The sequence below is a fragment of the Collinsella sp. CLA-ER-H4 genome (assembly GCF_040092395.1).
Lineage (GTDB): Bacteria > Actinomycetota > Coriobacteriia > Coriobacteriales > Coriobacteriaceae > Collinsella.
On record NZ_JBBNLQ010000003.1, the window covers coordinates 93,039 to 112,158 of the forward strand.

Sequence of the window (19,120 nt, forward strand, 5' to 3'; positions counted from 1 at the left end):
ATTGCGACGCTTCCTGCCGGACACGGTAAAACGATGCGAAAGGCGGTCCTTCGGGGCCGTCTTTTTTGTGCGCGGCGGGGTATCATGGATGGGAAAAAGCCGATAGCGGCAGCGACAGGAAAGGTGGCCACGTATGGCAGACGTCGACAACAGGAACCGTAACCGCAGGTCCAACCGAACGGGTCAGCCCAATCCCAAGCGCGAGGCGCGTGCCAAGGCCGCCGAGTGCCATGTGGCGGCTATGTCCGAGGCCTGCGCCAAGGACATCGAGCGTTCGCTTGCCGGCGTGTGCGAGTTCGATGGTATGCCTGCCGGTTTTGTCGCGGCGATGAAGGTCAAGGCCCAGGTGGCTGCTGCTGCCGAGGAGCAGGTTGCCGAGGAGCCCGAGGCCGCCGAGGTCGAGGCTGCAGTCGATACCGAGGTGGCGCCCGAGCCCGCCGAGGAGGCCGCCGAAGCCGAGTCCGAGCCCGCCGAGGAGCCCGCTCCGGTCCTGCCCGAGGTCACCGTGCTTGACGCCTCTGCCACGCAGGCCATTCTGGATAACGGCCGAGGCTACGCGCAATTCTGCGACATGGCCGTACTCGCCTTTGCCTCGTTCACCAACCCGGGCGGCGGCTACATCCAGGGCTATCTGGGTCAGGAGGCCACGCTGTGCGCCGATTCGTATCTGTACAACGTTCTCGATAAGCAGCGCAAATGGTACGGCGAGAACCGTCGCCGCAACATCAACTGTGAGCTGTACCGCAACCGTGCGCTGGTGGTGCCCGCGGTGCGTTTCGACCGCAACCATGTGCACGCCTATGCCGACGTAATCGTCGCCGCCGCGCCCAACGCCAAGCGCGCTCGCCAGGAGTATCGTGTGGGTGACGATGCCCTGCTGGACGCCCTGCGCGATCGCATCCGCTTTGTGCTTGCCATCTGCGACGAGCTGGGTCGCGAGAAGCTCGTGCTGGGCGCTTGGGGCTGCGACAACAACGGCTTTGACGCCGAGGCCGTGGCCGAGCTCTTCCGCAAGGAGCTCGCATCGGGCGACTTTAAGGTCAAGCAGGTCTTTTTTGCCGTGCCCTCTACGCGCTGGGACGAAGATTTTGCCAAGTTCGAGCATGTGCTGGCAAACTTCCCCGAGCGCAACGAGGAGTCCTATGCCCAGGTTGCCGCTCGCGCTGCGGCTGCCCGCGCCGCCGAGCAGGCCCAGGCTGCCGCCGAGGACGATGAAGACGATGACGATTGGCGCAAGTACCTGTAATCGGTATGTGCTGACAGATAGGTCGATTCGGCGGGAGAGACTGCTCCCGCCGACTTTTTACTAGAGGAAGGGCTTACGATGAAAAACGTTCTGTGCTTTGGCGACAGCAATACCTACGGCTATGATCCGGCGGGCATGCGCGACGGCACCGCGGTGCGCTATGCACGTGATGTGCGCTGGTGCGGCGTGGTCCAGCGCGACTTGGGCGAGGGCTGGCACGTGATTGAGGAAGGCTTAAACGGCCGCACGACGGTGCGCGACGATATGTGCCATCTGGACACTAACCTCAACGGCATTCGCGCATTGCCGATGCTACTCGAGGCCCATAAGCCGCTGGACGCCATTGTGATCATGCTGGGCACCAACGACTGTAAGACGGTCTTTAACGTGACGGCTTCCGATATCGCCCGTGGCGCCATGGCGCTGATTCGCGCCGTCCGCGCGTTTCCGTGGACCGACGCTGCGCCTTGTCCGCACATTCTGCTGATGGCTCCTATCAAGATCAAGCCGCAGATTGCCGATGTGTATATGACCGACTTTGACGAGCATTCCGTTGAGGCATCTGAGCATTTTGGCGAGTACTATGCGCACGTGGCCGAGCAGTTTGGCTGCGACTTTTTGAATGCCGCCGAGTTTGCCGAGCCGGGCGATATCGATTATCTGCACATGATGCCCGAAAGCCACGAGAGCCTGGGCCACGCCGTGGCAGCCAAGCTCCAAGAGATGCTCGGAGAGTAGCGCGACCCCAAGCCACCGCAAAGGGGACGGGCGCCTTTGCGGTGGTTTTGGACTGCGAATCTTAATACTGCCACATATGGTTAACGGGGCCGGAGCCTTTGCCCATGTCAAAGCCGGCGGCGAGAGCGCCGGTTAGGTAGGCCTTGCCGGCGTTGACGGCGTCGGCAAGATCCATGCCCTGGGCCAGCGCGCAGGCGATGGCGGACGAGAGCGTGCAACCGGTGCCATGCGTGTTGCCGGTCTCGATGCGCTTGTGGCGGAACCACGTGGTGAGCGGATCGCCCAGGTGGTTGCCCTCGTCATCGAGCGGCGCGGGCTCTGCTAGCACATCGTTGGCCTCGTTGACAAAATGCCCGCCCTTAACGAGAGACGCGCAACCAAAGCGGCGGGTGAGGAGCATGGCAGCATTTTGCTGCGTGCGCTCGGAGTCGACCTCGTAGTCGAGCAGGGCCATGGCCTCGGGAATATTGGGCGTGATAACCGTCGCTAGCGGGAACAGGCGGCGGGTGAGCGCCTCGGCGGCATCTTCGGCAATCAGCCGTGCGCCCGAGGTGGCTACCATGACGGGGTCGACGACCACGTTTGTTACGTTCCAGGCGCTCAAGCGGTCGGCGATGACTTCGATAATCTCGACAGAAGAAACCATGCCGATCTTGACGGCGTTCGGGCGGATATCGTCAAAAACGGCGTCAATTTGCGCGGCTACGATATCTGGCGAGATATCCTGTACGGCGGTGACGCCCAAGGTGTTCTGTGCGGTGATGGCGGTGATGGCCGTCTCGGCATACAGGCGGTGCGCCGTGATGGTCTTGATGTCGGCCTGAATGCCGGCGCCACCGCTGGAATCGGATCCTGCGATGGATAGAACGGCAGGTACCTTACTGCGATCCATGTTCGCTCCCTTGTTCGGTCGGAATCAAATGGGTCTATAAGCCAGCATTATAATGATGCCCGGGCCGACTCTATGTCGAACCCGGGCGGGCGATGCAATCTTTACGCAAATGCAAGCAAATGTTCACACGTCAACAATTGACAGGCACCAGCTCGCCGCCAGAAGCGGCCGCGGCGACAGGGCTAGTCCTCCATGCCGAGGTCGATCGTGGTGCCCTCGAAGATCTTGTTGACGGTGCGGACGGCGCACATCTTGCCACACATGGTGCAAGTGCCCTCGGTGGCGGCGGGGGACTCCTCGTAGCGCTTCTTGCCCGTAACCGGGTCGAGCGCGCACTCCCACATGGCGTCCCAGTCAAGCTTGCGGCGTGCCTGGCCCATCTTGTCGTCCATGTCGCGGGCGTGGGGCACCTTTTTGGCGATGTCGGCGGCGTGTGCGGCGATCTTGGTGGCCATGAGGCCGTCGAGCACATCCTGGGCGTTGGGCAGGCATAGGTGCTCTGCCGGTGTCACGTAGCACAGGAAGTCGGCACCGGAACTGGCGGAGATGGCGCCGCCGATGGCGGCGGTGATGTGGTCGTAACCCACGCCGATATCGGTCACCAGCGGCCCGAGCACATAGAACGGAGCATTGTGGCACAGGCGCTTCTGCAGTTTCATGTTGGCGGCGATCTCGTCGAGCGCCATGTGACCCGGGCCCTCGACCATGACCTGGACGCCGGCGGCCCAAGCGCGCTTGCACAGCTTGCCCAGCTCGATCATCTCAGCGGTCTCGGTGGCGTCGTTGGAGTCGTAGAGGCAGCCCGGGCGGCAGGAGTCGCCGAGCGAAATCGTCACGTCGTACTCGTGGCAAATCTCGAGCAACTCGTCGTAGAACTCATAGAATGGGTTCTCGTTACCGGTGACCTCCATCCAGCCAAACAGCAGTGAGCCGCCACGGCTCACGATGTTCATCAGGCGGCCGGTCTCCTTAAAGGTCTTGGTGACCGACTTGTTTATGCCGCAGTGGATGGTCATAAAGTCCACGCCGTCCTCGGCATGCGCGCGCACGACTTCGAACAGGTCGTCCTTGGTGAGCTTGACCAGCGGCTTTTCCATGTAGCCGATGGCGTCGTACATGGGGACGGTGCCTACCATGAGCGGCGTCTCGTCGATGAGCTGCTGGCGGAACTGACGTGTCTTGCCCGAGTTGGAGAGGTCCATGATGGCGTCGGCGCCAAAGTCCTCGGCGATCTTGACCTTCTTCCATTCCTCGGCGGCATCGGCCTTGTCGCCCGAGATGCCCAGGTTCACGTTGACCTTGGTGGACAGGCCCTCGCCGACGCCAAAGGCGCGCATACCCTTTTTGATATGCACGATGTTGGCGGGAATGGCGATGCGGCCGTCGGCCACGCGCTCGCGGATGTACTCGGGGTCGCGATGCTCGCGCTCGGCGACCTCCTTCATCTGCGGTGTGATCTGCCCGGCGCGGGCGAAGTCGATTTGCGTGACGAGCTTGGGCTCGGTCTGTGTGCTCATTGGCACGGCTCCCTTCGTTGGCATTACCCATATCAGGTTTGCGGGTCAGGGCGGGCGCGCCCAATCTCAGCCTGCCGTCCTGTCCTGCAAGCTCCCCGTTTATGTAATGGGCTCAAGTATAGCCTGAATGGGTACGATTGGGCCAACGAGCGTGCCTGTGGGGAGGCGAACATGGAAGACAAGCATCTATATCGTGAGACGCAATGGGATGTATCGGCCGAGGAAAGCCGCGCGCACCATGGCCTTGTCGCGATTGGTTTTGCGGTGCTTGCCGTGCTGGTGATTGCCTTTTGTATCTGGACGTTTGGTGGTCGCGGCGGCGCTGCCTGGGAGTTTGAGGCCGACGATGCCCTGCCGATCATGACAGTGAAGGTCGCGGGCGGCAATACCGTTGCCGCGCCGGGCGACTATTGGTATCCGCGCAACGAGTTTGTGCAGTTGCAGCTGAGTGGCGGATCCATTCCTGGTGAAGAGATCGAGCGCGTGACCTTCGATGCGGCGCTCAAAACACTCACGGTTAAGCTCAAGAATCAGGGCGACGTGCCCACGACGATGGATATCGCGCTGACGGAATGGCGCCTGGAGCCCCCGTCGGGCGTCAGGGTATCCGAGGTGGAGCATGTCAAGGTTACCTACCAAGATGGCTCGACGAGCGAGATTGCAAAGGCCGATGGCTTGGCGGAGTAACGGGGTGTTTGGAAACGGCGGGCCTATTGTACCTGCGCGTTCATGAAAACCAGGGTGTTTTTGTCTGAAAGCTCGGGGATGTGCCGATAGCCGATGTTGAATGCGGTAAGTTCGCTTACATCCTCGAGCTTGTTTTCTGCCATCCAGCGCACCATGGAGCCGCGCGCTTTTTTGCTGGCGGTCGAGCGCTGGATGGGCCTGCCGTTGCGGACGCCTTCGCCAAAGAGGCATGTGACGACCGTGGCATCGGTGGTGAGGCGGGTCAGAACGGCTTTGGCGTATTCCGCGCTGGCGAGGTTGACAATCGTAGCGTTGGAGCCTGCCGGAGCGATAGCCCGTGCGAGCTTGTCGCCCCAAAACGCGTAGAGGTCTCGGGCATTGTTGACGGCAAGCTTCGCGCCCATCTCCAGCCGATACGGTTCAACGGCATGAAAGGGGCGTACGCATCCGTAAAGGCCCGAGAGGATCCAGAGATGGTTTTGCAGCCAGTCGAGCTGTGCAGCATCCATGACCTCGGGCGCCATGCTTTGGTATTGAATGCCGTGATAGGACATGACGGCAGGGGAGATTCGACGCGCGATATCGGGATCGGCGAGGCCGGCATCGCTCAGGACAGGCATAAATTCGTGAAGCGTATCCAGGCACGTTGTAAGCAGCCTGTCGCTCACGTTCCATAGCGCCTGCAGGCCGCCGCTGCCTTCATTCCGCTCGATATCTAGCAGTGCGCGGTGGAGGCGAGCTGTCTCGCGCACAAAGGGTGGAATGCCCAGGACTTCAAAAGCATCTTGGGCCGCGCGCATTTGCTTGGCGGGCGAAATGATGACCTGCAGCATGGACTCTCCTCTGCAAAAAAGAAGTTGCGGTGGAATAATTCCTGTTTTGCCTGTTAAAAGGCATGTCTGGGAACTATTTCACCGCAAGTTATAAAGGGCTGGTTGGACTCGTTTTACGAGGGTTGATTTAGGCGCGCTCGATGAAGGCCTTGTAGCCGCGATAGGCCTCGTAGATATCGGCCTTGTTGGCGACCTCCCACAGGGCATGCATGGACAGGACGGCAACACCGGAGTCGATGACGTTCATGCCGTACTTGGCCATGATGTAGGCGATGGTGCCGCCGCCGCCCGCGTTGACGCGACCGAGCTCACAGGTCTGGAAGTCCACGCCGGCCTCGTCCATGATGTCGCGGACGAGGGCCACGTACTCGGCATCGGCGTCGTTGGAGCCGCCCTTGCCGCGGCTGCCCGTGTACTTGTTAAAGCACAGACCGCGACCCATAAAGGCGGCGTTCTTGGTCTCGAACTTGCCGGCATAGCCCGGGTCAAAGCCGGCGGACACGTCGGAGGAGAGCATGCGGCTGCGGGCGAGCGCGCGGCGCAGGGCCAGCGGGCTATTCTCGCCGGCGAGCGTCATGATCTCGGCGACGGTGTTCTCGAAGAAGCGACTCGTCATGCCGGTGGCACCCACGGAACCGATCTCCTCCTTGTCGACGATGAGCGTGATGCTCGTGCGCTCGACATTGGCCACATTGATCTGGGCGAGCATGGAGGGGTAAGCGCAGACGCGGTCGTCGTGGCCATAGCCCAAAATCATGGAGCGGTCGAGGCCCATGTCGCGGGCGGGACCGGCGGGCACGACCTCGATCTCGGCGGAGAGGAAGTCCTCCTCCTCGACGTCATACTGCTCCTTAAGGATGTCCAGGAACATCTGCTTGACGGGCTCCTTGGGGGCGTCCTTGTCGTTCTCGTCAAACTTGACGGGACGGCCGCCCACGATCACGTCGAGGATCTCGGCGTCGACGGCGTCCTTGGCGGGCTTGGCCATCTGCTCGCTCGAGAGGTGGATCAGCAGGTCGGAGATGGTGAAGACTGGGTCATCTGCCTTGTCGCCGATGTTGATGTCGACGGTGGTGCCGTCCTTTTTGCAGATGACGCCTACGAGTGCGAGCGGGGAAGCGACCCAGTGGTAGCTCTTGACGCCGCCATAGTAGTGCGTGTCGAGGTAGGCCATGTCGCCGGCCTCGAAGGCGGGGTTCTGCTTAAGGTCTAGGCGCGGCGAGTCCACGTGGGCGCCCAGGATGTTAAAGCCCTGCTCGAGCGGGGCGGTGCCCAGGTTGACGAGCATGAGGTCCTTGCCGTGATTGGCGGCGTACACCTTGTCGCCTGCCTTGAGCTCGCGGCCTTCGGCGATCACGGTCTCCAGGTCGACGTATCCCGCCTCCTCGGCCATCTTGATGCCGGTCTTGACGCACAGGCGCTCGGTCTTGTTCTCGCTCAAAAACTGCTTATAGCCGCGGCAAAGCTCCTCGAGCTCCTCGATTTGCTGTGGCGTGTACTTTTTCCATGCGCAGGGACGCTCCATGACGCAGGCTCCTTTCGGATCGATCGTGCTGGTTGATGTACCGTGAGCCATCGTATCACGCGCGGGCTCACGGTGGCGGGGGAGCTTGATGTGAGGTGGCCGCGGGGCGGGGAGCGTGTAAACTGGAGTGAGCAAACCGTGCCCAGCCCAAAGCGAGGTATTCAATATGTCTGACAAGCGCCGCACCTTTGCCGTTATCGACGGCAACTCGCTCATGCATCGCGCCTTCCACGCCGTGCCGCCGACCATGAACGCGCCGGACGGTCGCCCCACCAACGCGATTTTTGGCTTTCTGAACATGTTTCTTAAGATGATCGACGCCTTTAACCCCGACGGCGTTGTTGTGGCGTTTGACAAGGGCAAACCGCGCGTGCGCATGGAGATGCTGCCGCAGTATAAGGCGCAACGCCCGCCCATGGACCCCGATCTGCATGCGCAGTTCCCTATGATTAAGGAGCTGCTCACCGCGCTCAACGTGCCGATTCTGCAGTCCGAGGGCTGGGAAGGCGACGATATCCTGGGAACCATGGCGCGCCTGGGTGAAGAGGCCGGCTGCGACATGCTACTGGTGACCGGCGACCGCGACATGTATCAACTCGTGACCGAGCACGTCAACGTGGTCTCGACCCGCAAGGGCCTGTCCGACGTGGCGATTATGACGCCCGAGAGCGTGGACGATCTGTATCACGGCATCACGCCGGCGCTCGTGCCCGACTTTTATGGTCTGAAGGGCGACACGTCCGATAACATCCCCGGCGTGCCGGGCATCGGCCCCAAAAAGGCGAGCGCGCTCATTGCGCAGTACGGTAGCCTGGACGAGGTCATCGCGCATGCTGACGAGGTCAAGGGCAAGATGGGCGAGAACCTGCGCGCACACATCGACGACGCGCTGCTGAGCCGTAAGGTGGCGACAATTCGCACCGATGCGCCCGTCGAGCTCGACTTTGAGGCGACGTCCTTCCCGACGTTTTCTGCCGATGAGGTTTCCGCGGCGCTGGGTACGCTTGGCATCACCGCCATGCAGAACCGTTTCTTGGCGCTGATCGGCGGCGAGGGTGGCGCTGCTGCCGCTGCTAGAACGTTTGAGATGCCCACGATTGAGCGCACCGCTGCCGGCGATGCCGAGGCGCTTGCTGACGTGGCGTCCGAGGTTTCGCGTGCGATCGAGGCGGGCGAGTGGGTCGCCGCCGTGGTGGACGATGATAAGGAAGAGGGCGCGCTCTTTGGACTGACGCGCACGCTGTGGTTGGCGACGTCCAAGGGCCTCTTCGCGCTCGAGGAGGGCGACAGCTGCGCGGCGGCTGAGGTTGAGGGCTTCAACTTCGTCCACGGCGTGATTGCTGGCGTGCTCGCGCGTCTGTTTATGGAGGGTCGCGTGGCGAGCCCGGATATGAAGGTGCTGTTGCACGAGCTTTCGCCCATCGATTCTTCTGAGCCCGAGCTCATGGATCCGCTGTCCGCTGATTCCACACGCATCTTCGATACCGTGGTTGCCGCCTACCTGTTGGACTCCGACCGCTCCGAGTTCGATGAGGCATATCTTGCCGATACGTATCTGCGGATGGCGCTGCCTGCGGCGCGCGGTGCAGAGGATGCCGGTGAGGACGCTCCGGCGCCCGCCGCTCGCACGGCGGCCTTGACGCTGGCGCTGGTCGCACCGCTGCGCGATCGCATGGCCCGTGAGAACGCCGCCAACGTGTTCGACGGTATCGAGATGCCGCTTGTGCCGGTGCTTGCCAAGATGGAGCGCGCGGGCATGCTCGTGGATCCCGATCGGCTGCGCAGCCTGTCCGAGGGCCTGGCGACCCAGATTACCGAGGTTGAGCGCAGTATTCGCGACCTGGCGGGTGACGAGACCTTTAATATTGGCAGTCCCATGCAGCTGTCGCATGTGCTCTTTGATGTGATGGGGCTTCCGACCAAGGGCCTCAAGAAGACTAAGCGCGGCTATTATTCGACCAACGCCAAGGTGCTGAGCGACCTTGCGCGTGACCACGAAATCGTGCGTCTGATCTTGGACTGGCGTGAGAAGTCTAAGATCAAGTCCACCTATCTGGACACCCTGGGCCCGCTACGCCGTGGTGACGGTCGCGTACACACTACGTACAACCAGACCATCACGGCAACGGGGCGTCTGTCCTCGAGCGACCCGAACCTGCAGAACATCCCGACGCGCTCGGAGCTGGGTCGTACCGTCAAGACGGCGTTTTCGGCGGGCGAGGGAAGCGTCTTTTTGGCGGTGGACTACTCGCAGATCGAGCTGCGTCTGCTGGCGCATCTCTCGGGTGACGAGCACTTGGTGCGCGCCTTCAACGAAGGCGAGGACTTCCATGCCGAGACGGCCGCGCGCGTATTTGGCGTGCCGGTGTCCGAGGTGACACCCGACCTGCGCAGTCGCGCCAAGGCCGTGAACTTTGGCATCGTGTACGGCCAGCAGGCCTACGGCCTGTCGCAGTCGCTGCATATCTCGATGGCCGAGGCGCGCGACATGATCGACCGCTACTACGAGGCCTACCCGGGCGTGCGCACGTTCCTCGACAACGTGGTGGCGCGCGCCAAGCAGACGGGCTACGCCGAGACCATGTATGGCCGCAGACGCCATATTCCCGAGCTCAAGGCCAAAAACCCGCAACTTCGCGGCTTTGGTGAGCGCACGGCCATGAACCACCCCATGCAGGGCACCGCCGCCGATATCATCAAGATTGCGATGGCCCGCGTAAGCCGCCGCCTGGAAGAAGAAGGCTTTGCCGCCCACATGATCCTGCAAGTGCACGACGAACTGGACTTTGAGTGCCCTATCGACGAAGTCGAGCGCCTAACCACCATGGTCCGCGACGTCATGGAGCACGTAGTGGACCTCCGCGTTCCCCTAATCGCCGAAGCCAGCACCGGCATAACCTGGGCCGACGCTAAATAAAGGCGTACCAACAACCCCAAAGTAACCAAAAGCAGAAGGGGGCTCCTTGCCAACAAGGAGCCCCCTTCATTCCAAAAAATCAGCCAAAGTATCTAGGTGCCAAGACGCCATCCAGGCGGCAATCAAGTCACCGCAGGACCTGGCCGGGCGAGGCGGGTAAGTTTTTCGTAGATTCCGCACGAGCCGGAAAGCACTTAATGTGCTTTCCGAGCGAGCCCAGGACCTGACCGAACGAAAAACTTACCCGCCTCACCCGTCCAGGTCCGACGAGCAACGTTAACGAGCCGCCAGGATGGCGTCGATGAGCGTCAGTACGCCCCCGTCGTTGTTGCTCGGAATGCGCCACTTAGCATGCGCGTTCATGTGCTCCTCGGCATTGTCCACGATAAAGCTGTGACCGACGCGCTCGAGCATGGGGATGTCGTTGTAGGTGTCGCCTACGGCGGCAGCATCGGCAATATCGATGCCCAGGTGCTCGCACAGGTGCGCGACGCCGGCGCCCTTGTCGACGCCCAGGTTCATAAAGTCGATCCACTCGCGCCCGGCGTTGGTGACGTAGAGCTTGTCCGAGAACTCGGGGCTATAGGTCTCGCGGAAAGCGGGCTCGGCGTCGTAGCCTGGGAAGAAGACCGAAATCTTGTTGGACTCGAAATCGATGCCCTCAAAGCTGTCGACGTAGTTGATTGTGTTGTAGTAGACGCTGATCTCGTCGTGGTATTGATGGTCGCGGGCAAGCACGTAGAACTCGTCGAAGCAGCACAGGACGGGGACAGCGCGAGGATCCTCCGAGGCACGGCTCAAGACCTGCTGATACAGCTCCACGTCAATATTGCTCTTATAGATATAGCTGCCGCGATAGATCACGCACGCTCCGTTATCGGGACAAAAAGCGAGGCGGTTCTTAATGCCCTCGAACATCTCTTCGAGCTTGGGGGCGGGACGTCCGCTGGCGGGGCAGAATACGATGCCTGCGTCGGCGAGCTTGTCAAGACGCTCGTCGAGACCCTGGGGCAGCACGCGATCGTCGGTCAGCAGCGTCTTGTCCATATCGACGGCGAGAATCTTAATGTTGCCGATGTTGGCGTCCGATTCGTAAGTTTGCATAAAAATGCGCCTTTCGTTTCGAGATTGTTTCAGACGTTATAACCATCAACTAGTAGTCGAGCGTATTTTCGCAGGAATGGTGCGTATTTGCACTGCAATTCACAAACTAATGAAAAAACTTTTCAGAAATTTGAATTTGTCGCTTGCGCAGCGTGCACTTTATCGTAATATAGCGAACATCGAAAACGGAGACGGCAAAAGAGCCGTTTACCGAGGAAAAGGTACCGTTTGCGATATTTGAATTGCGCCCGGCGATACGTGAAAGGAGAGGCAGATGCAGTTCGTAAAGATCATCACCACTGCAGACAATGCCATCCGACGCCAGCGCGCAATTTCCCGACGACGATAACAATCGTCTCTGTCCGCATGGGGCGCAATGCCTCAACAGAGTCATTTTGAGGTCGTTGGGTTTAAGCACGACATAGCCGCATGTTTCTAGGGCATGCCTGTGATGCATTCTGCTGAATAACCTGATATTGCACGGGTTTTGACCTCAAGGTGACTTGCAACTGACCGATGTTCTAACTAGCTACCAAGGGCGAAAGGAAACAGCCATGAGCAAGGAAAAAGTCGTTCTCGCATATTCCGGTGGTCTTGATACATCCGTATGTGTCAAGTGGCTCCAGGACGAGAAGAATCTCGATGTCGTTTGTGTCTGCGGCAACGTGGGCCAGGAAGAGACCGGACTGGATGCCAAGAAGCAGAAGGCGCTCGACCTGGGCGTTCTCGATTGCCAGGTGCTCGACCTGCGCGACGAGTTCTCCGATGAGTTCCTGACCAAAGCCATCGCAGCAAACTCCATGTACGAGAACAAGTACCCGCTGCTCTCCGCCCTGTCTCGCCCGCTGCTTGCCAAGAAGCTTGTTGAGGTCGCCCACGAGTTTGGCGCGACCTACGTCGCCCACGGCTGCACCGGCAAGGGTAACGACCAGGTCCGTTTTGAGGCCGCCGTCAAGGCCCTCGACCCCGAGCTCAAGGTTATCGCCCCGGTTCGCGAGTGGGACCTGAAGTGCCGTCCCGACGAGGTCGCCTATGCCCACGCCCACAACGTGCCGGTTCCCGAGGGTGCCAACGACAACCCCTACTCCATCGACGACAACCTGTGGGGTCGTGCCATTGAGTGCGGCCACCTGGAGGATCCCTGGAACGAGCCGCTCGACGACGCCTGGGTTATGACCAAGAACCCCGAGGACACGCCCGACACCCCGACCTATACCGAGATCGAGTTTGAGGCCGGCAAGCCCGTCGCCGTCGACGGCAAGAAGATGAAGCTCTCCGAGATTGTCATCGCCCTTAACAAGATTTCGGGCGATAACGGCTTTGGCCGTCTCGACCTGGTCGAGGATCGTCTGGTGGGCCTCAAGAGCCGCGAGTGCTATGAGGTTCCCGGAGCCCTGACGCTCATCACCGCCCACAAGGCGCTCGAGGACATCTGCGTCGAGGGCGACCTGCTCAAGACCAAGATCAAGCTCGAGCAGGATTGGGCCACCGCCGTGTACAACGGCCAGTGGTACAGCCCGCTCAAAAACGCGCTCGATGCCTTTATGGCCGATACCCAGAAGTTCGTGACCGGCACTGTCCGTCTGAAGTTCTTTAAGGGCAACTGCCATGTCGTCGGCCGCAAGAGCCCCTTCAGCCTCTACGACTACGGTCTGGCTACCTACGACCGCGACACCACGTTTGACGAGAAGGCCAGCGCCGGCTTTATCGAGATCGATACGCTGTCGCTCAAGACGTGGGCAAAGGTCCAGGGTCCCAGCTCCGCTGCCGCCCAGGCCTAGCGCCTCCTTCCCTTGGTATCCGCGCGGCCCATCCGCGTGATACATAACGGGCGCACGGGGTCCCTACCTTTCGTTATGCTTGCTGACACTTCTTAACATCGGTGGCCCCTACGTTCCGCCCGCATATATGATGCCGCGTCTGCGGCTGAGTCCGAGCCCCGCCGGGGTTGTCCGGCGGGGCTCCTTCTATCAATTTGGCGGCTCTGTGCCTATATATATGAGGAGTATCCATTATGTTCAATGCTATCGCGCATGCTTTACTTTCCCTCGCGCCCGAGTTCGATGCTGCAAAGGTCGAAGACGTTCCCATGAGCCTGAAGGCCTGGATCGATGGTTCGCAGGGCAACATCCGGAGGGAGACGTTGGGCGCCAAGTGCATGGTGCGTCACTTCTTTGCAAATTAGCTACATGGCTCCGCACACGGTGGGGAATGTGTAAAACTAGCGGTTGAAAAAACGCTTTAGCGATATGGCGCATTGCTTTGGGCGCTTGTTTTGGTATTTGAGAAAGGGGACGGTTCCATGGCTCTTTGGGGCGGTCGTTTTGAGGCGGGCGTGGCCGAGGTCACGCAGGAGTTTGGCGCGTCGCTGCCGGTCGACAAACATCTCTATAAGCAGGATATCGCCGGATCTAAGGCACATGCCAAGATGCTGGCGGCCCAGGGCATTATCAGCGCCGAGGACGAGCGGGCGATTGCCAAGGGCCTGACCGGAATCGAACAGGATATCGATGCCGGCAACTTCACCTTCGACATCAACGACGAGGACATTCATATGTCCATCGAGAGCGAGCTGACCCGTCGCATCGGCGAGGCGGGCAAGCGCCTGCATACCGGGCGTTCGCGCAACGACCAGGTGGCGACCGACACGCGCCTGGGCGCCAAGGCGCTGGCCAAGGAGCTCATGGAGGCCAATCTTGAGCTGCGTCATGTGCTGGTGGATGCGGCCAAGAAGTATGACAAGGTGATTCTGCCGGGCTACACGCATATGCAGCACGCTCAGCCCGTGCTGCTCTCGCATCATCTGCTGGCGTATTCCTGGATGTTCGCGCGTGACTTTACGCGCCTGAAGGCTGCCTTTGATGCCGCCGACAACTGTCCGCTGGGTGCTGCCGCGCTTGCCGGCACGAGCTATCCGCTCGATCGTCAGATGACGGCTGCCGAACTTGGCTTTGCGGGTGTGATTCCCAACTCGCTCGATGCGGTTTCCGACCGTGATTTCCTGCTCGATCTGCATTACGCCGGCTCTGTTATGGCCATGCACCTGTCGCGTCTTTCCGAGGAGATCGTGCTGTGGTCGAGCTCCGAATTTGGCTTTATCACGCTTTCCGACTCCTACTCCACTGGCTCGTCCATCATGCCGCAGAAGAAGAACCCCGACTTTGCCGAGCTTATCCGCGGCAAGAGCGGCCGCGTGTATGGCAACCTGGTGCAGCTGCTCGTAACCATGAAGGGCTTGCCGCTCGCTTATAACAAGGACTTGCAGGAGGACAAGGAGGGCGCGCTCGATACCGCCCATACGCTCATGCAGTGCCTGTCGGTTTTGGCCGGTATGATTTCGACTTGGACCGTCAACGAGGATGCCATGGCGCGCGAGTGCGGCGTGGGGCACCTTGCCGCCACCGATGTTGCCGATTACCTGGCTAAGCGTGGTCTGCCGTTCCGCGAGGCACATGCCGTGGTGGGCCATCTGGTCCTGATGTGCGAGAAGCGCGGCTGCAATCTTGAGGACCTGCCGTTTGAGGTGTTCCAGGAGGCAAGCTCGCTCTTTGAGCACGACATTACCGAGGCGCTCGACATCCCGTCGATTGTCGCTGCACGCACGACCGAGGGCGGTACCGCCCCTGCCGCCGTTGCCGTGCAGCTGCAGCGTGCCGAGGCACAGCTCGTGGGCGACGAGGGCGTGTTTGGATCGCTGACCAAGGTCGTCGAGATGGGCCACGGGATAAAGTAAGGGTTTGGCCGAAGCCGTTTTTGCCATTTATTGAGGGATCGTTTTTTGCTTTACGGGCGTCTGCTGATGTGGGCGTCCGTATTTTGTTGCTATGGGGGAGGGGCTTGTCGAGAAGTTCTGTAGGACCTTTGGGCAGGTTGTGAAGGGGGTACGTTCGCGGGTGGCAACCGACCGTCTGCTCTGTTCGATGCGGTTGATGGGCGGTCGGATGGTACTCTAATCGGGCTTCGAAACAGAAGTGACACATATGGAACGCTTCAATAAATTGCAACGTTTCAATAAACAGCTTTTTGTTTAACTGCAGCTAAAACTCTGTTACGATGCAGTCCAGGCGGGTGCCGGAATGGGACTTGGGCACGCGCGAACCTACTTGAAAGGCTACCTTATGGCTATCGAGAAGACCTTCATCATGATTAAGCCCGACGCCGTGCGCGACCGCAAGATCGGCGAGATTGTTGCTCGCATCGAGCGCAGCGGCCTTGTCATCGAGCGCATGGAGATGACCACGCTCGAGCGCGCTACCGTCGAGGAGCACTACGCCCATCTGGCCGACAAGCCCTTCTTTGGCGGTCTCTGTGACTTTATGACGAGCGGTCCGGTCGTCAAGATGGTCGTTTCCGGTCTCTCCGCTGTTGCTAAGATGCGCACCCTCATGGGCGCTACTAATCCGCTTGACGCTGCTCCTGGTACCATCCGCGGCGACTTTGCCGTCGATGTCAACGCCAACGTGATCCACGGCTCCGACTGCCTGGAGAACGCCGAGATTGAGATCAAGCGCTTCTTTGGCTAAACCAGCTTTGACTCCTTAAAGCTGTTAGCGTGTGGCTTGGGCGCCGCGGAACTCCATCCGCGGCGCCCTTTTATTCCAAAATCTATGAAGGGGCCCGTTCGGTCATGAGTTCCGAGCGGGCCCCTGCTGTTAGCTTGTGGCACTGAGTTGTTTAGGCCTCGTCGACGACCTTGAGGCCGCGCGTGTGGTCGATCTCGTTGAGGAGGTTAACGCGACGCTCGTGACGACCGCCCTCAAACTCGGCGTCGAGCCACTCGTCGACAATCATCTTGGCGAGCTCGGAGCCCACGACGCGGGCGCCAAAGGCGAGCACGTTGGTATTGTTGTGCATGCGGGAGAGCTTGGCGCTGAAGGGCTCGGAGCACACGACGGCGCGCACGCCCTCGACCTTGTTGGCAGCCAGGCTAATTCCGACACCGGTGCCACAGATGAGGATGCCCAGGTCGACGTCGCCGTTGGCAACGGCCTTACCCACCTTGTAGCCGGCGATGGGGTAGTCAAAGCTCTCGGAGGTGTCGGTGCCAAAGTTCACGACCTCGCAGCCGCGCTCCTTCAGGTGCTCGGAGATGATGTTCTTGAGCTCGACGGCGGCGTGGTCGTTACCGATACCGATCTTCATGGATGGTTCCTCTCTGGTCTGTGCGGCGCAAATGCTAAAGGTGTTTACCGCGTTCGACTGCATGATAGCGCGACTTTTGCGTAAACGCTCGGGCGTTTTTTGGTCAAACGCTTTAGCATGCAACAAGACCGGCTTCTCATGAATGAATGCTGTCAGTTTGTGCTTGAGCGCCGTCCGCCGGAACCATGGTTGCGGTTTTTGATGCATTGTTATCAAATAAAGGAGCTAACTATTTTTGAGAGCCAAGCCCGTTATGCAAGCAGGAGATACCTATGCCTACCGATTCCGTCCGTGATGCCGCGTTTTGCGATGTTTTGAACCGCGAGCTTGTCTGCGCGCTCGGCTGTACCGAGCCCATTGCCGTTGCCTATGCAGCAGCGCTGGCGAGCCAGACGCTCGGTTGCGAACCAGATCATATGGATGTTGCCTGCTCGGGCAACATCATCAAGAACGTTAAGAGCGTGACCGTGCCCAACTCGGGCGGTATGCACGGTATTGAGGCCGCGGCCGTGCTGGGTGCCGTGGGCGGCGACGCCAAGAGCGCGCTCGAGGTGCTCGAGAGCGTTAACGATGAAGACCGTGCTCGCGTGGCCGAGCTCCTCGCCGACGCCGACTACTGCGATGTGTCGCTTGTCGAGGGTGTGCCCAACCTCTACATCAAGGTGACTGCGACGGCCGGGGGCCATACCGCGATCGTCGAGATTACCGACCACCACACCAATGTCACGTGCCATACGCTCGATGGTATTCCGGTATGCGGCAAGTCGGCGGGGGAGTGCGCCGCCTGCGCCGAGCGCGTTGTAGCTGAGCGGGCGGCAGATAACGCCGACACGCCCATGTCGATTGAGACCATCATCGACTTTATCGAGTACGGTGACATTGAGGACGCCCGCGCTGCCGTTGAGCGTCAGATTGAGCTGAATGGCGCAATCAGTGCCGAGGGCCTTGCGCACGCTTGGGGCGCCGAGGTGGGTCGTACGCTGCTGGGTGCTCGTGCCGATGACGTCGCCTGCCGTGCCCGTGCCCGTGCAGCCGCCGGGTCCGACGCCCGCATGAACGGTTGCGCGCTGCCGGTCGCCATTGTGTGCGGCTCGGGCAATCAAGGTATTACCTGCGCGTTGCCCGTCATGGAGTATGCCGAGTACCTGCGTTGCGACCACGAGCGCCTGGTGCGCGCCGTGATGCTGTCCGATCTTATCGCCGTGCATATCAAGAGCTATATTGGTGCGCTCTCGGCGTTTTGCGGTGCTATTTGCGCCGCGTGCGGCGCCGGCGCCGCGATTACCTGGCTGTGCGGTGGCACGCGCGAGCAGATTGGCGCGACGGTCTCGAACACGCTCGGTAACGTGGGCGGCATCGTGTGCGACGGCGCCAAAGCGAGCTGTGCCGCCAAGATCTCGGCTGCCGTCGATGCGGCGATTCTGGGCCATGATATGGCCATGCAGGGTCGCGGCTTCCGCGCCGGCGAGGGCCTGATCCAAGATACCGTCGAGCAGACGATTGCCAGCATGGGCTACGTGGGCCGCGTGGGCATGAAGGACACCGACATCGAGATCCTCAACATCATGATCGGCAAAACCCAGGTCTGTTAAGACAGTTCGTCGGCTACTTGGTGTTCGTAGAAGGCTTCTACTACGGCGTTAAAGTCGCGGGCGAAGTCTTCCATGGTTCCGCGCCAGGTGGCTCGGCTGGGCTTGCCCTGGCCAACATAGGCAGTTTGAATGCCGCAGGCGGGACTGGGGAAGTCGCGCTTGGGATCGTTGCCCACCATAAGGACCTCGTGCGGCTCGAGCCCCATCACCTGAAGCTGCTCTAGATAGTAGGTGGCATCGGGCTTGCAGCGGGTGGTGTTTCCCATGTGCGTGACGAGCTCAAAGGGAGCGTCGGCCAGGTCGCCCCAACCCATGCGGCACTCGATGGCCCCCTGGGGAAAGCTGGGGTTGGTAAAGAGCGCACAACGCAGCCCTGCGTCCTGTACGGCCTGGAGCGCGGCGTGTGCGCCCGGCATGGCGTGGGCGTTAATGACATCGTCGTTCTTGTACGGAAGAACTTCGCGGTCATAGTAGGTAAACGCCTCGTAGATGAGGGGATCGGAGAGGCGGATCCCGCATCGGCGCTCGACCTCTTCTTGGTAAAACTCAAGATTGGTGCGGTTGTCCGTGCCGCTGCGGCGATTGGCGTTGAGGTCGACCAGGATGGTGCCGAGGCGTGCCATCGTGCCACCGCGGCTGCGGCGCCCGATATCCGCGAGCATCGAAGAGACATCCTTAAAATAGCGAAGGATGAACGCGTTGAGGTTGATGCTAAGAAGCGTTTCGTCCATATCGAAAACGACTGCTTTGAGCACGCGGGCACCTTTCTCGTAGATTTGATCTAGAGTCGTTGGCTCCGGATACTTTACCCCAAAGCCAATTGCCTGGCTGGTTATCGTCAAGTTGCGGAGACGTGTGTTCATAAGATTACGAAAAAGTCTCCACACGAGTAAAAAATCGCAGTTCACGCTTGAAATCGAACTCATT

At 60.4% G+C, this 19,120-nt stretch carries 16 protein-coding genes and 1 riboswitch; of the genes, 9 read left to right on the forward strand and 7 right to left on the reverse strand.

All coding sequences use genetic code 11. The features are described 5' to 3' along the window. The first annotated feature begins 133 nt into the window (after positions 1-133). Together AAAX34_RS03815 and AAAX34_RS03820 are read left to right on the forward strand one after the other, a co-directional pair. Complete coding sequence (locus AAAX34_RS03815) at positions 134-1,246, forward strand: TIGR02452 family protein (RefSeq protein ID WP_349110013.1); 1,113 nt, start codon at positions 134-136, stop codon at positions 1,244-1,246. Positions 1,247-1,324: 78 nt separating this feature from the next. After that, entirely contained in the window at positions 1,325-1,984 is a 660-nt protein-coding gene (locus AAAX34_RS03820) for an SGNH/GDSL hydrolase family protein (protein WP_349110015.1), read from the forward strand. A gap of 61 nt (positions 1,985-2,045) precedes the next feature. On the opposite strand, the gene thiD is transcribed toward AAAX34_RS03820, so the two are convergent. Both thiD and thiC read right to left on the reverse strand, forming a co-directional pair. Continuing rightward, positions 2,046-2,876, reverse strand: coding sequence for a bifunctional hydroxymethylpyrimidine kinase/phosphomethylpyrimidine kinase (thiD, locus tag AAAX34_RS03825; RefSeq protein ID WP_349110016.1), 831 nt, complete (start codon positions 2,874-2,876; stop codon positions 2,046-2,048). Between the two features lie 182 nt (positions 2,877-3,058). Next, positions 3,059-4,393, reverse strand: coding sequence for a phosphomethylpyrimidine synthase ThiC (thiC, locus tag AAAX34_RS03830; RefSeq protein ID WP_006234165.1), 1,335 nt, complete (start codon positions 4,391-4,393; stop codon positions 3,059-3,061). Beyond that, a riboswitch (TPP riboswitch) is annotated at positions 4,386-4,501 on the reverse strand. (Overlaps the previous gene by 8 nt.) Positions 4,502-4,564: 63 nt before the next feature. Here thiC and AAAX34_RS03835 point away from each other — a divergent pair. After that, entirely contained in the window at positions 4,565-5,080 is a 516-nt protein-coding gene (locus tag AAAX34_RS03835; RefSeq protein ID WP_349110018.1) for a hypothetical protein, read from the forward strand. Positions 5,081-5,103: 23 nt separating this feature from the next. On the opposite strand, the gene AAAX34_RS03840 is transcribed toward AAAX34_RS03835, so the two are convergent. Further along, the gene (locus tag AAAX34_RS03840) at positions 5,104-5,913 is read right to left on the reverse strand and encodes a YaaA family protein (RefSeq protein ID WP_349110020.1); all 810 of its coding nucleotides are present in this window, start codon (positions 5,911-5,913) and stop codon (positions 5,104-5,106) included. 127 nt (positions 5,914-6,040) lie between these two features. Beyond that, the gene (locus AAAX34_RS03845; protein WP_349110022.1) at positions 6,041-7,438 is read right to left on the reverse strand and encodes an aminopeptidase; all 1,398 of its coding nucleotides are present in this window, start codon (positions 7,436-7,438) and stop codon (positions 6,041-6,043) included. A 166-nt stretch (positions 7,439-7,604) separates the two neighbouring features. Between AAAX34_RS03845 and polA the strand changes: the two genes are divergently transcribed. Then, positions 7,605-10,355: a DNA polymerase I gene (gene polA, locus AAAX34_RS03850; protein WP_349110024.1), complete on the forward strand. Its 2,751-nt coding sequence runs from the start codon at positions 7,605-7,607 to the stop codon at positions 10,353-10,355. 276 nt (positions 10,356-10,631) lie between these two features. Here the strand turns inward: polA and AAAX34_RS03855 are convergent, their stop codons facing one another. Beyond that, complete coding sequence (locus AAAX34_RS03855; protein ID WP_349110026.1) at positions 10,632-11,459, reverse strand: HAD family hydrolase; 828 nt, start codon at positions 11,457-11,459, stop codon at positions 10,632-10,634. A gap of 554 nt (positions 11,460-12,013) precedes the next feature. Here AAAX34_RS03855 and AAAX34_RS03860 point away from each other — a divergent pair. The 4 genes from AAAX34_RS03860 (at position 12,014) to ndk (ending at position 15,982) form a co-directional block, all read left to right on the forward strand. Next, on the forward strand, positions 12,014-13,240 hold the full coding sequence (locus AAAX34_RS03860; RefSeq protein WP_035138001.1) for an argininosuccinate synthase: 1,227 nt from the start codon (positions 12,014-12,016) through the stop codon (positions 13,238-13,240). Between the two features lie 233 nt (positions 13,241-13,473). Next, positions 13,474-13,644, forward strand: coding sequence for a hypothetical protein (locus tag AAAX34_RS03865; RefSeq protein WP_349110027.1), 171 nt, complete (start codon positions 13,474-13,476; stop codon positions 13,642-13,644). A gap of 117 nt (positions 13,645-13,761) precedes the next feature. Then, positions 13,762-15,192, forward strand: coding sequence for an argininosuccinate lyase (gene argH / locus AAAX34_RS03870; RefSeq protein ID WP_349110029.1), 1,431 nt, complete (start codon positions 13,762-13,764; stop codon positions 15,190-15,192). A gap of 385 nt (positions 15,193-15,577) precedes the next feature. Continuing rightward, entirely contained in the window at positions 15,578-15,982 is a 405-nt protein-coding gene (gene ndk, locus AAAX34_RS03875) for a nucleoside-diphosphate kinase (protein WP_006234152.1), read from the forward strand. Positions 15,983-16,133: 151 nt separating this feature from the next. Here ndk and rpiB read toward each other — a convergent pair whose 3' ends face one another. Further along, entirely contained in the window at positions 16,134-16,601 is a 468-nt protein-coding gene (gene rpiB / locus AAAX34_RS03880; RefSeq protein ID WP_006234151.1) for a ribose 5-phosphate isomerase B, read from the reverse strand. Positions 16,602-16,873: 272 nt separating this feature from the next. Here rpiB and AAAX34_RS03885 point away from each other — a divergent pair, with 272 nt between their 5' ends. Continuing rightward, on the forward strand, positions 16,874-18,193 hold the full coding sequence (locus tag AAAX34_RS03885; protein ID WP_349110030.1) for an L-serine ammonia-lyase, iron-sulfur-dependent, subunit alpha: 1,320 nt from the start codon (positions 16,874-16,876) through the stop codon (positions 18,191-18,193). On the opposite strand, the gene AAAX34_RS03890 is transcribed toward AAAX34_RS03885, so the two are convergent. Next, positions 18,190-19,056 (reverse strand): HAD family hydrolase, encoded by an 867-nt coding sequence (locus AAAX34_RS03890; protein ID WP_349110031.1) that lies wholly within the window; start codon positions 19,054-19,056, stop codon positions 18,190-18,192. The two genes, AAAX34_RS03885 and AAAX34_RS03890, sit on opposite strands and share 4 nt — an antisense overlap. Positions 19,057-19,120: the final 64 nt, after the last annotated feature.

Coding starts and splice junctions, on each gene's coding strand:
- argH (WP_349110029.1), top strand. CDS start 13,762: ATGGCTCTTTGGGGCGGTCGTTTTGAGGCGGGCGTGGCCGAGGTCACG.
- ndk (WP_006234152.1), top strand. CDS start 15,578: ATGGCTATCGAGAAGACCTTCATCATGATTAAGCCCGACGCCGTGCGC.
- AAAX34_RS03890 (WP_349110031.1), bottom strand. CDS start 19,056: ATGAACACACGTCTCCGCAACTTGACGATAACCAGCCAGGCAATTGGC.
- AAAX34_RS03820 (WP_349110015.1), top strand. CDS start 1,325: ATGAAAAACGTTCTGTGCTTTGGCGACAGCAATACCTACGGCTATGAT.
- AAAX34_RS03840 (WP_349110020.1), bottom strand. CDS start 5,913: ATGCTGCAGGTCATCATTTCGCCCGCCAAGCAAATGCGCGCGGCCCAA.
- polA (WP_349110024.1), top strand. CDS start 7,605: ATGTCTGACAAGCGCCGCACCTTTGCCGTTATCGACGGCAACTCGCTC.
- AAAX34_RS03855 (WP_349110026.1), bottom strand. CDS start 11,459: ATGCAAACTTACGAATCGGACGCCAACATCGGCAACATTAAGATTCTC.
- AAAX34_RS03845 (WP_349110022.1), bottom strand. CDS start 7,438: ATGGAGCGTCCCTGCGCATGGAAAAAGTACACGCCACAGCAAATCGAG.
- thiC (WP_006234165.1), bottom strand. CDS start 4,393: ATGAGCACACAGACCGAGCCCAAGCTCGTCACGCAAATCGACTTCGCC.
- AAAX34_RS03860 (WP_035138001.1), top strand. CDS start 12,014: ATGAGCAAGGAAAAAGTCGTTCTCGCATATTCCGGTGGTCTTGATACA.
- thiD (WP_349110016.1), bottom strand. CDS start 2,876: ATGGATCGCAGTAAGGTACCTGCCGTTCTATCCATCGCAGGATCCGAT.
- AAAX34_RS03835 (WP_349110018.1), top strand. CDS start 4,565: ATGGAAGACAAGCATCTATATCGTGAGACGCAATGGGATGTATCGGCC.
- AAAX34_RS03815 (WP_349110013.1), top strand. CDS start 134: ATGGCAGACGTCGACAACAGGAACCGTAACCGCAGGTCCAACCGAACG.
- AAAX34_RS03885 (WP_349110030.1), top strand. CDS start 16,874: ATGCCTACCGATTCCGTCCGTGATGCCGCGTTTTGCGATGTTTTGAAC.
- AAAX34_RS03865 (WP_349110027.1), top strand. CDS start 13,474: ATGTTCAATGCTATCGCGCATGCTTTACTTTCCCTCGCGCCCGAGTTC.
- rpiB (WP_006234151.1), bottom strand. CDS start 16,601: ATGAAGATCGGTATCGGTAACGACCACGCCGCCGTCGAGCTCAAGAAC.